The organism is Paenibacillus woosongensis (assembly GCF_030122845.1).
Classification (GTDB): Bacteria; Bacillota; Bacilli; order Paenibacillales; family Paenibacillaceae; genus Fontibacillus; species Fontibacillus woosongensis_A.
The window spans coordinates 467,959-487,281 of record NZ_CP126084.1 but is presented as its reverse complement, the minus strand read 5'-3'; the positions used below and the strand labels follow the sequence as shown (position 1 = coordinate 487,281).

The following is a 19,323-nucleotide window of genomic DNA, read 5'->3' as shown; positions in this document are numbered from 1 at the left end:
ACCGCACAATTGCCGCAACCGTTAATCGAAGTTAAGGACCTCGGCCACGGCTATATCATGGCGGGAGAAATGATGCCGGTGCTGCAAAATATTTCTTTTACCATCCATCATGGCGAATTCGTCGCTATCATCGGCCCCTCCGGCTCAGGTAAATCCACCCTGATGAATATGCTGGGCTGCCTTGATATCGCAAACGAGGGTCGCTACCTGCTGGATGGCCAGGATGTCCGCGAACTGTCCGACAACAAACTGGCGCAAATCCGCAATGAGAAGATCGGCTTCATCTTTCAGCAGTATAATCTGCTGCCCAAGCTGTCGGCCTTCGAGAATGTAGAGCTGCCGCTTATTTACCGCAACGTCCCCTACAAGGAACGGCGCAGGGCTGCCGAGGAGTCGCTGCGGCTCGTCGGACTCGAGGACCGCATGCATAACCGACCTTCGGCATTATCGGGCGGCCAGCAGCAGCGAGTAGCGATCGCCCGGGCCATTGCAGGCAAGCCGCCAATGCTGCTGGCCGATGAGCCGACAGGAGCGCTCGACAGCAAGACAGGCGCCGAGGTGATGGCCAAGATGCAGGAGCTCAACCGGCTGGGCCATACGATTATCATCATTACTCACGACCTGAGCATTGCCGAGCAGGCCAAACGCCTCATCCGGATCATGGACGGCAAAATCGTCGAAGATCGGGGGAATGAGCCTTGAATATTTACCAGTCCATCAAAATGGCCTTTAAAAGCGTAGCAGGCAACAAAACTCGTTCTTTCCTGACGATGCTGGGCATCATTATCGGCGTATCCTCCGTAATTACGCTGGTTTCGGTCGGCCAGGGCACGGCGTCCTCCATCACCAAGCAGCTTCAAGGGCTCGGCACCGACCTGCTTACCGTTAATATTATGGGCCGGGGGGCGACCACTTCATTAAGCTATGAAGAGGTTATGGAATTGAAGGAGATCAGCGGGGTGAAAGCCGTCTCCCCGGTCATTTCCGGGAATGCAACGGTGAAGAAAGGAACCGTAAACGATACGTATGCGGTGGAAGGCATTACGCCAGCCTACGAAGAGGTGAAGAATTTCCACGTCCAATCCGGACGCTACATTCTGGATATCGATAATGAATACCGGATGAAGGTAGCTGTGATCGGCTCCGAGGTGGCCAGCGATTTTTTCGGAATCAATAATCCGGTGGGCCAGACGCTGCAGTTAAACGGGGTAAGCTTCAAAATCGTTGGCCTGCTGGAGACGATCGGCACTAGCGCAACGGGCTCCAATGACGATAAAATCCTCATTCCGATTTCGACGGCCGAACGGTTCCTGCAAAGCCGGGGGATTCGTTCCTACACCGTCCAGGCGGATTCAACCGAGCTCGTCTCTAGCACACAGGAGCGGCTGAAGGCCTGGCTGGACGAGAAGTTCATGTATGCCGACAATGCGTACAGCGTCTTCAGCGCCCAGGAGATGATGGACACGCTGAATTCGACCACGCAGATGCTCTCGCTGGCCTTGGGAGGAATCGCAGGTATTTCCCTGCTCGTCGGGGGAATCGGCATTATGAATATCATGCTTGTATCGGTCAGTGAACGAACGCGGGAAATCGGCGTGCGCAAAGCGATAGGCGCCAAGAAGCGAGACATTCTGCTCCAATTTCTGATCGAATCTACCGCGCTGAGCGGCTTCGGGGGCCTGATTGGCGTCGCGCTAGGTTATGGAGCCAGCGCCCTAATCTCCAGCATGTCGACCTTGAGTACCGAGGTATCCATGTCGATTGTGGCCGTCTCCTTCAGCTTCTCGCTGTTCATCGGCATCGTATTCGGCGTGATTCCGGCCAACAAAGCGGCCAAGCTGCGGCCCATTTACGCTTTACGCACCGACTAAGCTGCATTTCGGTCCAGCTCACAAGAAGATTATTGTAATAGATTATTTTAACCATCCATCAAAAAACTGGCGATACCCTTCCTTCATCACCGTGCTCGAAAATTTGCCAAAAGCATATTCCCGGTTATCCAGGGAATGGGAGTGCGGCGAATCCAGCGCCATATTGACCAGCTCGAACCAGTTGTGCTCATTCCCGGCGAAGGCATGCCGCGAGCTGATATGGTCATAGCAGGGATGCTCCGGCTTCACGACGATTTTGCCCATGGCCAGCGCTTCCGTCAGCGGCATCGCAAACGTATCGAATTTAGAGCAGCTCCAGTATACTTTGGCTGAATTCATCAGCTGAAAAATCTCGGCCTGCGACAAAGCAAACTGCAGCTTGACGTTGCCCGGAATATTATACTTTTTCATGCTCTCCCGGTAACGCTCGCCGCCGAATACCATGTACACTTCCCGGTCCGGATTGCGCCGGGCATATTCCAGTACCAGATCCGGCCGGCGGTTTTCCTCATCCCGGCCGATCCACAGCACGCGGTTATGCACGATCGCACCCGGATCGAAATAACGATTCGCCAGCTCCTCGCTGAAGCCGATCGGAATCACATCGACATCGGTAACGCCAAACACGCTGTCCAGCTGCTTTTTCAGGAACTCGGTCTGCACGATAGCCTTGTCCACGATGCTGTAGAAAGGCTTCATCATTTCGTACCCTGTTAAGGCCGGATCCGGGAAGCTGTGCGGAAACAGAACGCTGTTCTTGATGAACATCTTCAAATAAGTGAATCCCGATACCGTAAAGATGACATGCTCGATCCCCTGGGCATAAATTTGGTCAAGTACGATGTCGTAGTTGACCAAATCTCCTTTCTCATGTTCGTAGCCGGGAATCCAGTCATGGCCGCTGACATGGCGCTCCGGCGAAATAAAGATGATTTCCACTCCAAGCTCAGCCGCCAAAGCCTGGAGGCGCTCGGCAAATACGCGCGGCCCCTGGGCTTCGGCAAACTGGATTTTACGCATAACTAGTCCGACCTTTTTCACTGGCATGCTGTCCTTTCTGTGTAATTTTGCTCCAGCAATCGTACAAGCTGGCCTTTACCTCGCTCCGTTGAGCCAGAAGCTCGGCATTGGACCAGACGCCTCCATCCTGCCGCAGATCATTCGCAATCAGCATCAGCATCCATAGCGAGAATACCGCCGCTAACAGGCTGTACGTTTCCATGAATGTCTCCTCGTCCTCCCACGGTTTGCCGTAATAAGCAGATTGCTTCAGGTAGTACCGCAATATCCGCTCGCGGTAAGCCAGCGTCATCTGCTTGGGATACCGGGGGTGCGACATATCGATCAGATAATATAAATCCCAGAAGGGAACGTTCAGATGGGCGTGCTCCCAGTCCAGGATGTACAGTTCACCGCTCTCCGTAACTGTGTAATTGCCAAGGTGCAGATCCCCGTGCGACAGTACCTTCGCTTCCTCCGCCCACAGACCGGCTCCCGCTTGATTCATATTGCACAGAATATCATCAACACACCTGCGAGGCAGTCCCGCTGCTTCCAAGGCAAGCTCCGCTTCGTCCTTTCGCTCGGACAGGTCAGCAGCCATCTGCCGCAGCCCCGGCTTCTGCCCCGTATCCGGGACATCGCCCCAATGCTCGGGCGGATAAGAATGCCACCAGGCCATCTGTTTAGCCACAAGCAGGGCATGCCTAACGTCGAAGCGATGGCTGATCGTCCCTAGATCCTCGAAGATGCCCCAGCCCGCCTCGCCCCGGCCAGGCGCAGAACACGCAATCAGCTGCGGATATATAGGCGGGAAGGAGGATAGGACATGCTCGTACACCCAGGCCTCGCGATCCCCGTTCCCTTCATGGGTTACCGGCTTGAAAACGTAGCTTCGTTCGGGAGAGGGATAGAAGCGTTCTACGAACTTGCCGTTCATGCCCTGGTACAGCTGTTCCCTTTTCCACACATAGCGGTCATTAAGCTCGCCGCTCTCGGATACATATATAAGAACATCGTTCGGCTCCTGCATATTGTTCATGTTACCTTTCGGGTACAAGTTTATTATTGTAAGGGTACTAACCTTAGGTTTGATTGTCAAACGACAGGTTTCGATGAAAAAAACAGGGGTTTGCAATCCGTCTCAAGAAGCGATTATGGCAATCATCGGTTATAATATATAGGATATGGATACTAGGACCGCAGAATAATGATGTGCCAAGGAGGATCACCATGTTTGACCGCTTCCCCGCCCTATCCACCGAGCGTCTTCAATTGCGAGAAGTGACGCTGGAGGATATGGAGGCGGCTGCAGAGCTGTATGGAAATTCCGTAATGATGAAGACTCGCCAGGGGCCTGAGAAGCATCTGGACATTCAGGCGAGCAAGGATTCCCGCAGAACGGCGGTTCCGGAACGGGAGACCGCTGCACACCGCATACAGGAATGGTTTATGACTCCCTATCAGGAGCAGCGGGGAATTCGCTTCGGCATTTATTTAAAACACAGCAACCGGCTGATCGGATCCTGCGGTTTTTACCGCTGGAACAAAGCTCATTACAAGGCAGAGCTCGTATTCGATCTTCATTCCGAGTACCGCAAGCGAGGCTTGCTCAAAGAGGCGTTAAACGCACTTATTGCCTTTGGCTTCGATTCTATGAAGCTGAACCGGATCGAAGCACGGATCGAGGGAGGCAACCAGCCCGCCCAACGCACACTGCTCTCGCTAGGCTTCCGCCACGAGGGCATCGAGCGCGAGTCCGAATTCGAAGACGGCAAATTCATCGATATCGCCTGCTTTAGCTTGTTAAAAGGCGATGGCCCGCCGCCCGTGCATCTTGTGAAGTGACGAGCTGTCCAAATCAGCGCATACGCAAAGAACCTGAGGCATTGCCTCAGGTTCTTTCTTGGTTTGTTGCGTTCAGCCATGGTGAGCTTATGCCGTAACGCGCTAATACTTTCGATAGCTGCGTCAATACTTTCAGAACTCCTGCCTGTTATTATTGCCGCCGCTCCCGCTTTCGCAGTCCATTCTACTGCTTAAGGATTGGCAATGGTCAGGGCTGCGGAGTTGGACGGATCGGACAACCGGTTCACGGTAGCGTTCGTTCCGTCAGCAATGGACAGTACATAGGCTTGGTAAGCCGTGCCTGCTGTAATCGCATTGCCGGAGGCGTCCACATCGGCCTCCGTAAATGTCACAATCGGCGTTCCGCCTTTGCCGATGGTTCTATACAAGCGGGACTCCAATCCGCTCGCCCGAGACTCGTTCATACCCTCGCCTGCCGGAACAAGCAGGACCGCATACGAGGAAATGCCGTTCTCGTTCGCAGGCTTGGTGAAGCTGACGATAAGGCTTGCGGAGTTACCGTCCGCCGAAACGCTGACACCCGTTGCCGAAGGAGCAGCAGGATCAACGGCCGTCAGGCGGATGTCACCGGATGGACCGGCCAGAGCGTTCAAGGAAGCCGTGCCGCTCTTGGATACGGACAGAACGTATACCCGGTAGGCTTCGCCCGTCTTCAGCCCGTTGCCGTTCACGTCGCGCGTGGAAGCCGTCATAGCCTGGGAGACATCTCTGCCTGCCGAGACCACTGTATAGTTAGGCGATCTAACTGCGTTAGCCTCTTCCTTGCCGAAATATTGGCTTGCCGGCACAACCAGGATGCGATGCTCAGCGATATTGTTCTCTGCGGTTGATCTTGTGAAGTTGACGACAATATCCCGTCCGTCGCCATGATTCCCATTGACCGCCGCCGACAAGTTCCCGACCGGCGTTACTGCACTGTTGCCGCTAAGCGTAATTGCCGCTGAAGCAGCGGATAATGCGCTTGAGCTTGCGGAGCCGTCATAGCCTACAGAGAGCACGAACACGCGATAGCTTACGCCGTTGCGAATGGCCGCTCCATCCACATCCCGCGCGTTATAAGGAAGCGTAAAGCTCAAGTAGGATCCGGCTTTGTCGACGCGGGTATAGTTTGCTGCGGGAACCCCGAGCGCTTTAGAAGCATTAAAGCTGCCTGCATTGGCGGCTTTGACCACATAGACGCGGTAATGGCTAATATTCGATTCATCGGAAGCGCGGGTGAACGATACCTGCAGATCCCGGCCATCGTTATTGTCATTCACGTCTTGTACATCCAGGCCGCTTATGGCGCCAATATTATAGTTGTTGCTCAGCGTGATCGCGGAGGATGGCCCAGTCAGCGCGTTGTTGCCCGCATAGCTGCCGCTACCTACCGATAGCACGAACACCCGGTAGTTGACCCCGTTGCGGATGGCCGCACCGTCAACATCTCTTGCGCCAGAGGACAGAGCCTGCGTTACATAGCTGTTGCCGCCTTTGTTAATTTGCGTATAGTTCTCTCTGGATACGGCGTTCGCTTTCGCCAGATCGAACTTGCCCGCATTAGAAGCCTTGACAACAAGGACGCGGTAATGGCTCAGATTGGATTCATCCGAAGCACGGTTGAACGATACCAGCAGGTCGCGGCCGTCATTGTAGTCGCTGACATCGCTGACGTTCAGATTCGAAACCTTGCCTACACTGTAATTGTTAAGCAGCGTAATAGCATAGGACGGGCTGGACAGCGCATTGTTGCCTGCATAAGCGCCGCTGCCTACCGCCATCACGAACACCCGGTAGTTGACCCCGTTGCGGATGGTCGCTCCGTCTACGTCCCTTGCTCCTGAAGGCAAGTTACGATTAAAGTTATAGCCGTCTTTGTTCCATTCGGTATAATTCGAGCTGGACACATTGTTGGCCTTCGTCAGATTAAAAGAACCGTAATCGCTGGCTTTCACGACGAACACGCGGTAGCCGCTAATTTTGGATTCATCGGCCAGCTTCGTGAAGCTGATGCGCAGGTCGCGGCCATCCCCATAATCGCTTTCATCAAGCACCTGCGTAATCACTGGTGCCGCTACCGATCCCGTGCTCAGCGTGATCGAAGACGATGCGGCAGACAGCTTATGTGCTGCGCTGCCCGTATTGCTGCTGATCGACTGTACGAATACGGTATAAGGCACACCGTTCCTGATATAGTCCCCGGCAGAATCTCTTACGCTTGAGCTTAACGCTGTCGACAGCGTGCTGTTCGATGTTTTGTTGACAACGGTGTAATATTGGCTGGACAGCCCGTTCGCCGTGGCAAGATCGAACTTGCTTGCATCCTTCGTCTTGACGACAAAGATACGGTAGCTGGAAATATCGCTATCCTTGGAAGGTCTCGTAAAGGTTACATAAAGATCTCTTCCGTCTCCATAGTCACTGACGTCGGTGACCCTTACATTCGACACCGCCGCCACCGAATTTTTGGTGCCCAGCGTAATGGAAGACGATGGGTAGGACAGGGCGCTAGCCAAGTTGCCCTTGCCGACAGAAACTACGTACACTACGTAGGATTGTCCTGCCTTGATCAAATCCCCTTCAACGTCACGGGATTGCGAGGTTAACGTAATTGTCGGATCGATGCTTCCGACTGCTACGCTTGTATAGTTGGCAGAAGGCACCTTCAGGGCCGAGGCCAGATTAAATCCGGACGTTTTGTTCGCCTTAACGACCATGACCCGGTAGTGGTCGATGGAGGACTGATTCGAAGCCCGCGAGAAGCTGATCTGCATATCGCGGCCATCCCCGTTGTCGGCGATATCTCTGGCCGATACGTATGTGACAGGATCGGCTGACACCGGATTGCTGTTCGTTGTAATATACACGGTCTTGCTGGAAGCATCCCACACGACATCCTCGCCTAGAGCTTCGCTGACGAAGCGGACCGGAACCAGCGTTCTTCCCTGGAGAATCTGCGCAGGTACGTCAAGGCTCAACGTTTGGTTGTTGACCGTGGCTGTTCTGGCATTGATCTTTAGTACGACGGTCGTGCCATCTTTCCAGGCGGACACGGTCTTCGTCTTATTATTCCAGTCTACCTCTGCATCCAGCGCCTCAAAAATAGCGCGCAGGGGCAGCATGGCCCGGCTTCCAACCAGAACCGGCGCTTGATCCGTCGGCAGTTTGACCCCGTTAATATAAATGCTGATGGCTTGTGCTGCTTGAGCTGGTGTCTGTAATACTAATGGAAAAATTAAGAGTGCTGATAGTATAGTAGCCCAAATTTTCCTCACATGCTTAACCTCCTATGTCTTGGTATATATTTCTTACCCATGTTGGCATTGCCTTGACTATTTGACGTGTCTGGACGAGCAAAAGTTTCTTAGGAACTCTAATTTTTTCTTATAAATGCATAATTCGCCTGTCGGGATAAGGCATTTGCCTTCTGCCTAAATAGGCGCCTGCAGCCGAAAAATTAAAAAAACACCTGCCGGGACACCAGTCCCGAAAGGCATTTTTCAAATCAAGCAGAAATAAAGATATTATCACCGGCGTTTCGGCAGCAGCTTAACATATTCGTCCGACAGCTTCATTAGCGAGATCACGTACTCATAATCCTGGCGATACCGGGTGAAATCCGCAACCGGCTCCAGCGTTTTGATCGATACGGCTTGTCCGTCCTCGAAGCCTTGTCCGGGAGTAAACATAATTTCATCGTTGAAAAAAGAGCCCGTCGGCAAATAGTAACGTACGCCAAACACATTGCGGTCAATGTTCAGCAAATCCTGGCCTAAAGCGGTAAAACCTTCCTCGTCCAGGGAGACCCCCAGCAAATTGGCAACGGTCGGCAGCATGTCGACCTGCCCCCCCGCCCGCTCCTCCACAATGCCGAGCTCCTTGCCGGGCACATGGATGATCAGAGGAATGTTGAACCGGCTGACCGTATCATCATAAGGAATGCCCAGGTTTGCCGCGATCTCCTCCTTGCTCGTCTCATGAGGCTGAAGGCCGAAATGGTCGCCGTAGAACACGAGCATCGTGCTGTCCCATAAATCAGCTTCCTTCAACTGCCCCATCAGTTGGCCGATGGCGTAATCTGTATAATGAACGGCATTGATGTAGTTCCCCAAATTCGTCCCCTTAAGCTTGTCCGGCAGCTCGATTTGCTGGAACGATTCCGGCACGATAAATGGCGAATGGCTCGAGGTCGTTACGAACTGGGCATAGAACGGCTTATTCCTTGCATGAAGATCCGCCAGCTTCTCCACGCCGACCCGGTACATTTCCTCATCCGATGCCCCGTAGTCGTTGAAGTGATCGTTATTGAAGGCAGGCTTGTCGTAATATTGGTTAAAATGAAGCGCTGGGTACAGCTTGTTTCGATCCCAGAACGTGACCTTGTTGATATGGAACGTATTGGCCAAATACCCCCGCTCCTGCAGCAGTCTAGGCAGGCTTGGCAGCTCGCGGTTGCCATAGCCGGTAGACATCGCCACCGCTGCAGTCGGATAGATGGAGGTATTGAACATAAATTCGGCATCCGACGTATTTCCCTGTCCGATCTGCTGATATACATGCGGAAAATAAATGCCCTCTTCGGCCAGTTTATTTAATACCGGCGTAATCTCAGCCCCGTTATCCAGCTTTAAGTGGATCGGGAAATTTTGAAAAGATTCCATCTGGATCACGATCAGGTTCATCCCTTGAGCGATCCCAAAATAATCTGGAGCTGCAGCGGCATCCGCCTTGGTTCGGTAAGGGTAGCTGCTCTGCAGCTTGGCGATGTTGGCCCGCGTCTGTTCGATGTTTCCCTCTGCGATCATCCGGTCCTCTGCCCGATTATTGACCGCAGCAACAACCTGATAGTTCAGGAGTCCAATCTTCTCTGCCCGGACGAGCTCATTGTCGATCTGCTTGCCCTCGAGCACATAGTATACAGAAGAGACTGCGCTCATTAGCAGCAGCCCGGACACGGCTGAATTCCATACCCATTTCCGGCTCTTTTGCTGCTTAGTGAAGAACGTGTGCACCACGCCTCTTCGGCGACGGTTGACCGTTCGGACGATCTGCCAGCCTGCGGCAAGCACAAAGTCCGCAAAGAACAGAAACTGTTCTGGCCGCAGCAGCGCGCCAACGCTGGCCCGCACTTGGGGAACCTGGTTTAACCCGCTTAAGACGGCGTACGTCGGCACCGTTCCGAAATGGGCAAAATAGAGAGCCGATGAGAAGAACAGGAATGAAAATACCGCATTGAGGCTCCAAAATACAACTCCTTTACTTTTGGTCGGCGTCACCAATTCTACAAGGCATAACACCCCCAGTACGGACAACAATTCCCCCGGCAGGCCGCCCCAGGCGATATTGCCGAACAAGAACGTCCGCAGCAGCAGCAGCTTGAGAACGAGCAGCGTCCCGTTCACGACCAGCTTCGATTTGTACCATGCGTTGATTCGATCCATATTCCATCCTTTCCTTTGCCCGGTATATCTAATAAAACTACTTCCCTATACTTATCTAAACAGTGCATTGAACATTATAACATCCATGAAAGGGGTCTTGGTAATTTATGGACCCCAAGAAGCAGTCGTTCATTCCTGCTTCTCCATCAACTGACGCAGCTTGTACTCCGTAGAAGTGTCCGGAGCAGGCGTGTAAATACTGCAGCGCAAATCCACGTTTCCATGCACCTGCAGCGATGTGAGCTGAAAATGCATTTTGCCCCCTTTGGCATGCCTGAACTCCAGAATAACCTCCGGGGCGGAGCTGACCTCGCTTTGCTCCCACAGCTGATTAAAGTCCGGGTGAGCCGCCTTCATCTCGCTCAGGAAGCGTTCATACCATTGATCCTCCACGTACTGGCCATAATAGGCGCGAAAAATCGCCAGGAATCCCCGCACAAACTGCTCCCAATTACCGGCCAGCCTGCGGAATTCCTGCCTTGTGAACAGCAGGGAGATCATGTTCCTCTGCTCCACCGGTACCTGTTCAAAGTCAAGGAACACATGCGAGGCCGCCTCATTCCAGCCGACGATCTGGCATCTTCGGTCCGAAATAATGGTAGGACAGTATTTTAGCTCATACAAAATCTTCTGCAAAGAGGGACTTATTTCCGGCTGCCCTTCCTGCGGCAGCTGGCCTGCTGAAACCGGGCCCCCTCCGGTATCCATCGCCAGCGCATATAAGTAATTGCGTTCATCCCGGGTCAACTGCAGAGCGGCCGCAATGTTATCCAGCACGGAAGCGGAAACCTTAATATCTCTTCCCTGCTCCAGCCAGGTATACCAGGTCGTGCTGACGCCGGCAAGCTGGGCAACCTCCTCCCTGCGCAAACCGGGCGTTCTACGTCGCGTCCCTGCCGGAAGCCCGACCATCTGAGGAACGATTTTGGCCCGGTGCGTCTTCAAAAATGCGGACAGCTCCTGCAGCCTTGTCTCCTGCTTCATCCCCTGCTCCTCCTTAGCCAAACACTTAAAGTGGTACTGATTATACTATAATAATCAACAACTTGTAATAGGATAATACATGTGACACAATAGCTCCCATAACAGCTCTAAAGGAGGTTCACATGGAAAGAGTTGCAATAACGGGACTGGGCGTCATTTCGCCGCTCGGCAATCAGGTGGAGTTGTTCTGGAATCGCCTGATTCATGGGGAATCAGGCATTTCTCATATTGATACTTTTGATACGTCCAGGCATAAGACGAAAATCGCCGGGCTGGTGCGAGGCTTCGATGCCGAAGCGTTGTTTGGCCGCAAGGAAGCACGGCGGATGGACCGCTTCTGCCAATTTGCACTGGCTGCCGCCGATCAGGCCATTGCCGATGCTGGACTCGATTTGGAGCAAATCGACAGAGAACGCATGGGGGTATATGTCGGCTCCGGCACAGGAGGGATCGACACCCTGCTCGAACAGAGCAGGCTGCTGCAGGAACGGGGGCCCGAGCGGATTAGCCCGGTGCTTGTTCCGATGATGATCTCAAATATGGCCGCGGCGATGATCAGCATTAAATACGGCGCCGCCGGACCTACGCTGTCTCCGGTCACCGCCTGCTCGATTGGAAATACGTCAATCGGGGAAGCGTACCGCCTCATCGCTTCAGGCGGTGCTGACCTCGTCATTGCCGGAGGGACGGAGGCGGCAATCACGGACATTTCCGTCGCCAGCTTCGGCAACGCCACCGCGCTCTCAACGCGCAATGGCGAGCCGGCCAGGGCGAGCAGGCCGTTTGATGAAGACCGGGACGGCTTCGTTATGGCGGAAGGCGCCGGCATCCTCATCCTGGAGTCGTTCAGCCATGCCAAGCAGAGGAAAGCCCGGATCTACGCCGAAGTGATCGGCTACGGAGCAACCTCCGATGCCTACCATATCGTCGCAACCCACCCGGAGGGCGTCGGCGCTTATCGGGCGATGAAGCTTGCGCTCAAGGAAGCGGATATCGCGCCTCAGGATGTGGATGTAATTAGCGCCCATGCTACGAGCACCGAGGTTGGCGACTGGTCGGAAACAAAGGCGATCAAGAAGCTGTTCGGGGAGCATGCCGGCCGTATTCCAGTAACAGCCAATAAATCGATGACCGGCCATATGCTTGGTGCGGCTAGCGCCGTCGAAGCCGTGGCCCTCGTCAAATCGCTGGAGCAGGGCATCATTCCGCCTACGATCAATCTGGACCATCCCGACCCGGTTTGCGATCTAGACTATGTGCCTCACGTGGCGCGACAGGCCAAGCTGCGCATTGGAATATCCAATTCCTTCGGATTTGGCGGCCATAACGCGGTCATCGTCTTGAAAGGCTATGAGCAATAGCCTGCAGCCCGATATCGATCGATCGTTTGGCAATAAATAAGCCCCGCCAGCACAATGGCTAGCGGGGCTTATAGTATTTATAGTATATATCGTTATTCTACCAAATCGGCTGCATTCGCATTGGATGCCACTTGTTCGGGGTTTTTACAGCCGGGAATGACCGCGCTTACGACCGGGTTCTTGAGGCACCAGGCCAATGCCCATTGCGCCATGTCTACACCGGCCGGAACTTCCTCCCGTTGAATCCGCTCAACCTCCTCCAGCTTGCGGCGAACGTCCTCGGCATCCTTACGATGCCGCACATCTGTTGCATCGAATTGGGCGCCAGGCTTATACTTGCCGCTCAAGAAGCCGCTGGCCAGCGGAACGCGAGCCAGCACCCCGAGATCCTGACGTTCACAGGATGGAAAGACGCGCTTCTCCGGCACTCGGTCCAGACGGTTATACACAACCTGGATTACCTTGGAATTCACCTGGCTTGAGGCATCGGTCTGGTGCAGATTGTCATTGCTCCCGATCGAGGTACCCAGGTGACGTATTTTGCCGGCTTGAACCTGCTTGTCCAGCATCGTCCACAGTTGATCGTTATCGAATACAGCATCCGGCCCCGAGTGGAACTGGTATAAATCGATATAATCCGTTTTCAGCGCTTTAAGCGAAGCATCCAACTGCTTCAGCACATCCTCGGCGTCAAATACATCTGTGCGGGTAAACCGCTCATGGAAGTGATGGCCGAACTTCGTCGCGATAACCCAGTCCTCCCGCTTGCGCCGGCTGATATAATCGCCGATGAACGCCTCCGAGAGATGGTCGCCATAGCATTCTGCTGTATCGATAAGATTGATGCCGCATTCCTGGCCTTTATCGAGGATGGCATCGACCTCATCCTGATGGAACTGCATTCCCCACTCACCGCCAAACTGCCATGTTCCGATGCCGATGACGGATACGTTCAATTCCGTTTTGCCTAGTCTCCGATATTTCAACCTGATCCCTCCTTAAAATAACCGGCGGCTGATCCGCATTGCCTGTCAATGGGCCAGTCCACCCTTCTTTCGTCCACATTGTACACTTGCCAGCGCTGCAAAACAAATCCAACAAACAATTGCCGGATAAATTAAACAATATGCCGCTGGAGCCGGAAACCAGAGCGACCGCACCCTGGCTATATGCCAAAGTGCGGTCGCTTTGCTTGTACGTATGTCATATAAAAGCGCCGCATTAAGCAGCCAGCGCTATGTTAGCCCGTACAGACTGTCTAGACTGTCCTATGTATGAACCTAGGCCTTGATCGTTCTGCCGTCGCTGTCTTTGAAGCTGCCTACAGCGATAAGAATAAAGTCGATTAATGTCCAAATTCCGAGCCCGCCCAAAGTAAGCAGCATGATGATTCCTGTTCCCACCTTGCCTACATAGAAACGATGAACTCCTAGAGAGCCCAGAAAGAATGCCAGCAGTAGTGCAGCTACAAATGATTTGTCACTTTTTTCCACGGTTTTTCCCCCTACAACAATAGTTTTTCCTAACTTATTATCGGTATAACATACGCCTCTATTTAGGTCTAGAAAAATATTTTATATTATGAAGTTTATTTGTATTTTTGTTAATAAATGTTTTATTTTGTCGATGAAGACCGGGCTTCTACGCCCGTTCCTGAAGCCGCCGGATATATTCAAAATCCGGATGCACGACCAAATCCGACAGATAGGCAGAGGTCGAGCTTCCAGACTTTCTCCTCCCATTTAGTGCATTGATGATGGCGTCAGCCGATTTAATGCCCAGCCCATGGCCGAAGTACAGATGATCATCCAATAATATAGCGTTCTCTCCCTGCCATTCCGGAGTTTCCGGATTGAAATCCGGGTTCTCGAAATAGACGACGTCTCCGGCTGCTGCCTGCGGAGTACGGGTCAACTGAAGGTCGCTGTCATACTGCCAATCATAGAGCACCAGTTGATTAAAATGACGATTGAAGGCTTTATCGCCAATCGTATCCAACACCCCTTTATAGAGGATGACCACCATGGCCGTCGCGCACTCCATGGCATACCTCCCGCCATTATTGAAGATGTCTCTGATTGCGTCCGATGGCAGCACTTCCTCCCTAAGCCGAAGGCCTCCATTAGGCATGCGGGTCCAAAAGCTCTCATTGGCCCTTGAATTTTTGAAGGTTGCGAATTGGGCTCCTCCCGCGTGAAAATCCCTGGCGGCCTGAACGATCGCTCCTCTCATCGCCAGTTCGAAATCCAGCGCCTCTGGCGAGCGGTACGTATAAACGGCCTGAGTCTGTCTCTTCTGGGCAATAATGCTCCGATATAATTCTGACGATGCAAGCTGGTCGAGCCGGCCAGCCCTCATATTGAACGTAATAATCACGGCCCCACCTCCTAGGCGATTTACCCGCATTGTATGCGGGGCAGGGTATTTTGGTGCATATCTATCGGCAGCTCGCAAATCCTGGAAACTTTTGCTTCGGAAAAGCGTCTAATTTTATAGACCAAAGGCAGGAGCCATTTTTTATACTAAAAAGAAGGATTCACCGTGCAAATTGACGAATTTTGTATACTGGTGCCTGATCTTCTTTCAGATAATTGGAGCATTTAGCGAATTTTGATATAACCGGATGCGCTGATGTTGTGCTATCATGAACAAGCAGTAATAGGAGAGACAGTATACAAATTTTGGATGGTGGAATCAGAACATTATGATTTATACGGACTGGATATACTGGCTGTTCGTGCTCGTGGCTGTCGTCACGTATCACATTATGCCGCATCGAATCAGACCCTGGGTGCTGTTCGCCGCAGGCGTCACCTTTTATTATTACTACGCAGGCTCCTACCTGTTCCTGCTGCTGGCGGAGGTCATCATTGCGATCCTCATCGTCAAGGCCGCAGCCAAATGGAGTAAACGCTGGATTTACCCCGCTGCGATCATCGGGGTCATTCTCGTGCTCGGCTACTTCAAATATACGAATATGCTGCTGGATACGCTGAACGACCTGTTCGCATTCATGCAGCAGCCCTTTTTTCCGAAGGCCGAACAAATCGTTCTCCCCTTAGGAATATCATATTTCACGTTTGAGCTCATTCACTACCTGGTGGAACGCAAACGCGGAAATTTGCCGGATCACAGACCGGAAGGATTGCTGTCGTTTATCTTCTTTTTCCCGACGATGGTAGCCGGGCCAATCAAGCAATTCCAGGTGTTCTATCCGCAGATTAAAGCGAAGTTCCATATCGACCATATCCTGATCGGGATCACTCGAATCGGGTTCGGTATGTTCAAGAAGCTGGTACTGGCCGGAACGATTGATTTGCTCGCCCAGCCGGTATACTCTAAAGCCGGAATTGCCGGCGCGGATACCGGAACACTATGGATTTCGCTGATCGCCTATACGTTTGTCATTTATTTTGACTTCTCGGGTTATTCAGACATTGCGATCGGTACGGCACGGCTGTTCGGTATCGTCATTCCGGAGAACTTCCGGTTTCCATACCTGGCCCGCAGCATCGCCGAGTTCTGGAACCGGTGGCATATCTCGCTCGGCTCCTGGCTCACGCGTTATGTGTATTTCCCGCTCGGGGGCAGCCGCGTGCCTGCGCCAAGAGTCTATCTGAACCTGATGGCCACGATGACCGTGTCGGGGCTCTGGCACGGGGCCGCCTGGAATTTCGTCGTCTGGGGAATGTTCCACGGCGTTATGCTGTGCATCCATCGCTTCCATGTGAAGCAAATCAAGCCCAAAATAAAGCCCGTTCCGAAGTGGCTGAAGCCGGGAACAACGGTAATCGCCATTCTGATCACCTTCTTTGGCGTAACGATCAGCCGGGTATTCTTCATACTGCCGATCGTCGACGGATGGGATCTCATGCTTCGCTTGCTGGGCTTACGCTAAAATAGCTTAAATGAAAGTGAGGATTACCCATGTCTAATTTATTTATGAACAAGACGGTTACCGTCATGATGGTCTCGCTTGCAATCGCGGGCTTGATCGGTATTAGCGACGGGGCAAGCCCGATTGTCGACCATATGAAGGAAGACGTCGTGACTCACGCGAAGAAGGAACTGCGCGTGCCGGCTTACGACTCCATCGTCTATACCCCGCTATGGATCGAATATTTGAATGAGCAGCCGGATAACGGGAAGCAGACGGTCGGCATTTTCGGCCCTTCTACCGTTTACGGTACGACTGTCATGAAGGGAGCCAATACCTCCGCCGGGGTGATGCAGGTTCATCTCAAGGACAAACAGGTGCTCAACTTTGGCCTGACGGGCGGCAGATTTACAGAGACCTATGCCGTGCTGGCTTCAATTATCGACAAGATCGATTATGTCGTCTATGAAATTAACTATGGGATAGCCGTCGTCTCAGATAACGAGTCTAATGTAACGGTATATCCGTCTCTCATTACGAAATTGGATCAGAACATTCCGCGGAGCTGGCTGAACGATTTTCCCGATAAGAACCGCCAGTCGCTTCCAAGCGATATCCATAACTGGGCCACGTCCCATTTCCTGAGCAACTGGACGCTGTACCATGATCGCGACGTAATTAGCTACAAGCTGTTCAAGACGCGCACCCCGATGGAGAAAATCCGCCGGGAAATCAAGAGCGAGCTGGACAAGAAGAACGGTGTAACACCAAGCTATGCTCCGATGTACACGGCATTCGATAAAATGCAGGACAAACACAAAGAGGAAATCGAAGAGCACTTCAAAAAACTATACACATGGAACAAACCGTTCAATAAGGATGACAGCTTCGGCTTGTTCATGATTGAGAAGACGCTGGATCTGCTGCAGGAGCATAACAAGAAGGCCGTTTTCTATTCAGCTCCGCTGGATAAAGAGCATCTCACCAAGAAGAAGCTGCTGAATTGGGATGATTACAATAAAGTGATGGGAGCCTATCAGGAGCTGATTGAGTCTAGAGGTTATTCCTACATCGAATTCAACAAAGGGAAGGATAATACGATTCCGCATAAATTTTATCGCGATCCGTCCCATATGCTGGATGAAGGCAACAAAATGTTCGGCGAAATTCTCTATAAGAAGTTGACGCAATATGGAATTACAAACTCGTAGCGCCAAGCTCGCCAAAACCAAAGCCAACCGCCTCAGCCATCGGATCGGCCGAGCACTGATGATGCTGGGAACAGCGGTCGGCGGGGCCATTGTCATCATAGCTATCGTGATAGGCGTCTTATTCTTCTCCGGCGAGACGCAGGAATTCATCTATATGAACTTCTAATATGAACTTAGGCGTAAATCATCTTGTTCGCGTTTTAACATGTAAGTCTGCGTTACCATAGCGACTATGGGCTTCCTCGCTCGTTATTGAGCAAGGGAGCCCTTTTATTTGTTTGGGTTTTGTCTGGCCCGCTGAACCGCAGCTTTATCGCATTATTGCAAATGTTGCAGATAGATCATGTGATGTTATCAGGTAGCGTAGTTGATAGAAGTAATGTAGGTAGCGAAATGTTGCAGGTAGTACAAGTAATGTAGGCAGCAGCAGCTTGGCTATATGGGAAGCGCCAGGTATGGTGATGGCCATGATTGGCGGATGCGACTAGTAGGGCTAGTACGGGTAGTACGGCTAGTACGGCTTGGTGGTGATATTGGCTGGTAGGAATGATCTCATTAGGATGGTCTAATTGCAATGATGGCGATGATGGCTGGTACGACTAGATTAGCGAGGTATCTAGATCTAGATGCATTTCATACAGTTAGTTGACCGAGTTTTACCGAGTTGGCGGCAACTAACTGTAGAACCTACACTTAGTTTGAGATAAATATGACGATTCAACCCAATTCAGCCAAACTAACTGCATGATCTGCATTTAGCACGATTACTTTTTGATAAAGGAAGCTAACTAGTTGTATAAAATGCATTTAGTACCTGAATTCATGCTCAAACCCGGTGACCAGACTAACATTTCTAAATAAAACTAACATATTCCATGCACAAGCATGCCTATGAACAAGCATGACCCCGTACAATTACGACCACGCACAAGCATGATTACAATTTCGTACAAGCATGACCAAATACGGCCAATACCCATGTACGGCTAATTAAGTCCCCTGTCCAACCCATCAATCCCTTGCCTCGTTAATTCATAGTACAAAATGCGTTGTCCTGTCCCGCGATAGGCCGGCTTTAGCCAACCCTTCTGACATAGTCGCTTCAAATGGCCGAGCGCGGTGCGATGGTTGATCGAGAAATGTTCCGCGATATCAATAGGACGAATTGGTCGGGCTAGAAAGATGGCGTAGCGAATGATCTCTTGATCCGCGAAAAAAATCCGTTCCACCTGCTTATTCGACGTTTCGAATCGGCTCAGCACCATACGCAGCAAGTAAATGCAGACAGCCGGCTGATACGCCACATCATCGTAAGCGAATGAAATGACTTGAAATCCCATACCGGCCAAAAACGCTTCCCGCTTGAGTTCGTTGCAATACTTTTTGCGATCCATGTTGGTGACATGCTCGCCAAATCCCTTAATTTCGATCAGCAACCGGCTTAACATCGGATCAAAGACATAATCGGCAAAATACGACCTCCCGCGCCAATCGAGCACTTCGTATTCAGGATGAAGGCCATCAAAACCTCCTTTTAATGGCCACCATACATTCTCTGCAAAAAGAATCTCTCCATGTCCATGCCCTCTTTCCAGCCTGCTTTTTCGCTCACCGGTTCGACGGCCCAAATGGCTCTGAATAAATGCTGTGTGGGCTTCCTGAAAACTCATCATCACAGACAGCTCCTCCTACTCCACCGAATTTTAAAATAAAAAAACGCCCCCAAACCAC

Annotated in this window: 16 protein-coding genes; 7 read left to right on the top strand and 9 right to left on the bottom strand. The window is 52.0% G+C overall.

Translation table 11 applies throughout. The features are described from left to right. Window positions 1-9: 9 nt before the first annotated feature. The gene (locus QNH46_RS02230; RefSeq protein WP_244996422.1) at window positions 10-702 is read left to right on the top strand and encodes an ABC transporter ATP-binding protein; all 693 of its coding nucleotides are present in this window, start codon (window positions 10-12) and stop codon (window positions 700-702) included. Next, window positions 699-1,871 carry an ABC transporter permease gene (locus QNH46_RS02225; RefSeq protein WP_283926728.1) on the top strand — a complete coding sequence of 391 codons (1,173 nt, stop codon included), beginning with the start codon at window positions 699-701 and terminating at the stop codon, window positions 1,869-1,871. The genes QNH46_RS02230 and QNH46_RS02225 overlap by 4 nt, the downstream gene beginning before the upstream one ends. A gap of 42 nt (window positions 1,872-1,913) precedes the next feature. Here the strand turns inward: QNH46_RS02225 and QNH46_RS02220 are convergent, their stop codons facing one another. Then, entirely contained in the window at window positions 1,914-2,912 is a 999-nt protein-coding gene (locus QNH46_RS02220) for a glycosyltransferase (RefSeq protein ID WP_213591083.1), read from the bottom strand. Next, entirely contained in the window at window positions 2,884-3,912 is a 1,029-nt protein-coding gene (locus QNH46_RS02215) for a phosphotransferase (RefSeq protein WP_283926727.1), read from the bottom strand. The genes QNH46_RS02220 and QNH46_RS02215 overlap by 29 nt, the downstream gene beginning before the upstream one ends. Window positions 3,913-4,103: 191 nt before the next feature. Here QNH46_RS02215 and QNH46_RS02210 point away from each other — a divergent pair, with 191 nt between their 5' ends. Then, complete coding sequence (locus QNH46_RS02210) at window positions 4,104-4,718, top strand: GNAT family N-acetyltransferase (RefSeq protein ID WP_213590828.1); 615 nt, start codon at window positions 4,104-4,106, stop codon at window positions 4,716-4,718. A 191-nt stretch (window positions 4,719-4,909) separates the two neighbouring features. On the opposite strand, the gene QNH46_RS02205 is transcribed toward QNH46_RS02210, so the two are convergent. From QNH46_RS02205 to QNH46_RS02195, 3 genes are all read right to left on the bottom strand, one after another. Next, complete coding sequence (locus QNH46_RS02205; RefSeq protein ID WP_283926726.1) at window positions 4,910-7,993, bottom strand: copper amine oxidase N-terminal domain-containing protein; 3,084 nt, start codon at window positions 7,991-7,993, stop codon at window positions 4,910-4,912. 252 nt (window positions 7,994-8,245) lie between these two features. Then, the gene (locus QNH46_RS02200) at window positions 8,246-10,159 is read right to left on the bottom strand and encodes an LTA synthase family protein (protein ID WP_283926725.1); all 1,914 of its coding nucleotides are present in this window, start codon (window positions 10,157-10,159) and stop codon (window positions 8,246-8,248) included. Window positions 10,160-10,288: 129 nt separating this feature from the next. Then, on the bottom strand, window positions 10,289-11,143 hold the full coding sequence (locus QNH46_RS02195; RefSeq protein ID WP_283926724.1) for a helix-turn-helix transcriptional regulator: 855 nt from the start codon (window positions 11,141-11,143) through the stop codon (window positions 10,289-10,291). A 122-nt stretch (window positions 11,144-11,265) separates the two neighbouring features. On the opposite strand from QNH46_RS02195, the gene fabF reads away from it, so the two are divergent. Beyond that, complete coding sequence (gene fabF, locus QNH46_RS02190; protein ID WP_213590824.1) at window positions 11,266-12,504, top strand: beta-ketoacyl-ACP synthase II; 1,239 nt, start codon at window positions 11,266-11,268, stop codon at window positions 12,502-12,504. A 92-nt stretch (window positions 12,505-12,596) separates the two neighbouring features. Here fabF and QNH46_RS02185 read toward each other — a convergent pair whose 3' ends face one another. The 3 genes from QNH46_RS02185 to QNH46_RS02175 all read right to left on the bottom strand — a co-directional run bounded on the left by QNH46_RS02185 (window position 12,597) and on the right by QNH46_RS02175 (window position 14,880). Beyond that, window positions 12,597-13,490 carry an aldo/keto reductase gene (locus QNH46_RS02185; protein ID WP_213590823.1) on the bottom strand — a complete coding sequence of 298 codons (894 nt, stop codon included), beginning with the start codon at window positions 13,488-13,490 and terminating at the stop codon, window positions 12,597-12,599. 294 nt (window positions 13,491-13,784) lie between these two features. After that, complete coding sequence (locus tag QNH46_RS02180) at window positions 13,785-13,997, bottom strand: TM2 domain-containing protein (RefSeq protein ID WP_244996403.1); 213 nt, start codon at window positions 13,995-13,997, stop codon at window positions 13,785-13,787. Window positions 13,998-14,145: 148 nt separating this feature from the next. Beyond that, entirely contained in the window at window positions 14,146-14,880 is a 735-nt protein-coding gene (locus tag QNH46_RS02175) for a protein-glutamine gamma-glutamyltransferase (RefSeq protein WP_213590822.1), read from the bottom strand. Window positions 14,881-15,208: 328 nt separating this feature from the next. Here QNH46_RS02175 and QNH46_RS02170 point away from each other — a divergent pair, with 328 nt between their 5' ends. From QNH46_RS02170 to QNH46_RS02160, 3 genes are read left to right on the top strand one after another with little or no spacing between them, the layout of a single operon-like run. Beyond that, a complete protein-coding gene (locus QNH46_RS02170; protein ID WP_213590821.1) occupies window positions 15,209-16,402 on the top strand; it encodes an MBOAT family O-acyltransferase in 1,194 nt (397 codons plus the stop codon). A gap of 29 nt (window positions 16,403-16,431) precedes the next feature. After that, window positions 16,432-17,592, top strand: coding sequence for a hypothetical protein (locus tag QNH46_RS02165; protein WP_283926723.1), 1,161 nt, complete (start codon window positions 16,432-16,434; stop codon window positions 17,590-17,592). Continuing rightward, window positions 17,573-17,758, top strand: a complete 186-nt coding sequence (locus QNH46_RS02160; protein WP_155611616.1) for a hypothetical protein — start codon at window positions 17,573-17,575, stop codon at window positions 17,756-17,758. Before QNH46_RS02165 ends, QNH46_RS02160 begins: the two co-directional genes overlap by 20 nt. A gap of 820 nt (window positions 17,759-18,578) precedes the next feature. Here the strand turns inward: QNH46_RS02160 and QNH46_RS02155 are convergent. After that, entirely contained in the window at window positions 18,579-19,265 is a 687-nt protein-coding gene (locus QNH46_RS02155; protein WP_283928321.1) for a helix-turn-helix domain-containing protein, read from the bottom strand. Between the last annotated feature and the right edge of the window lie 58 nt (window positions 19,266-19,323).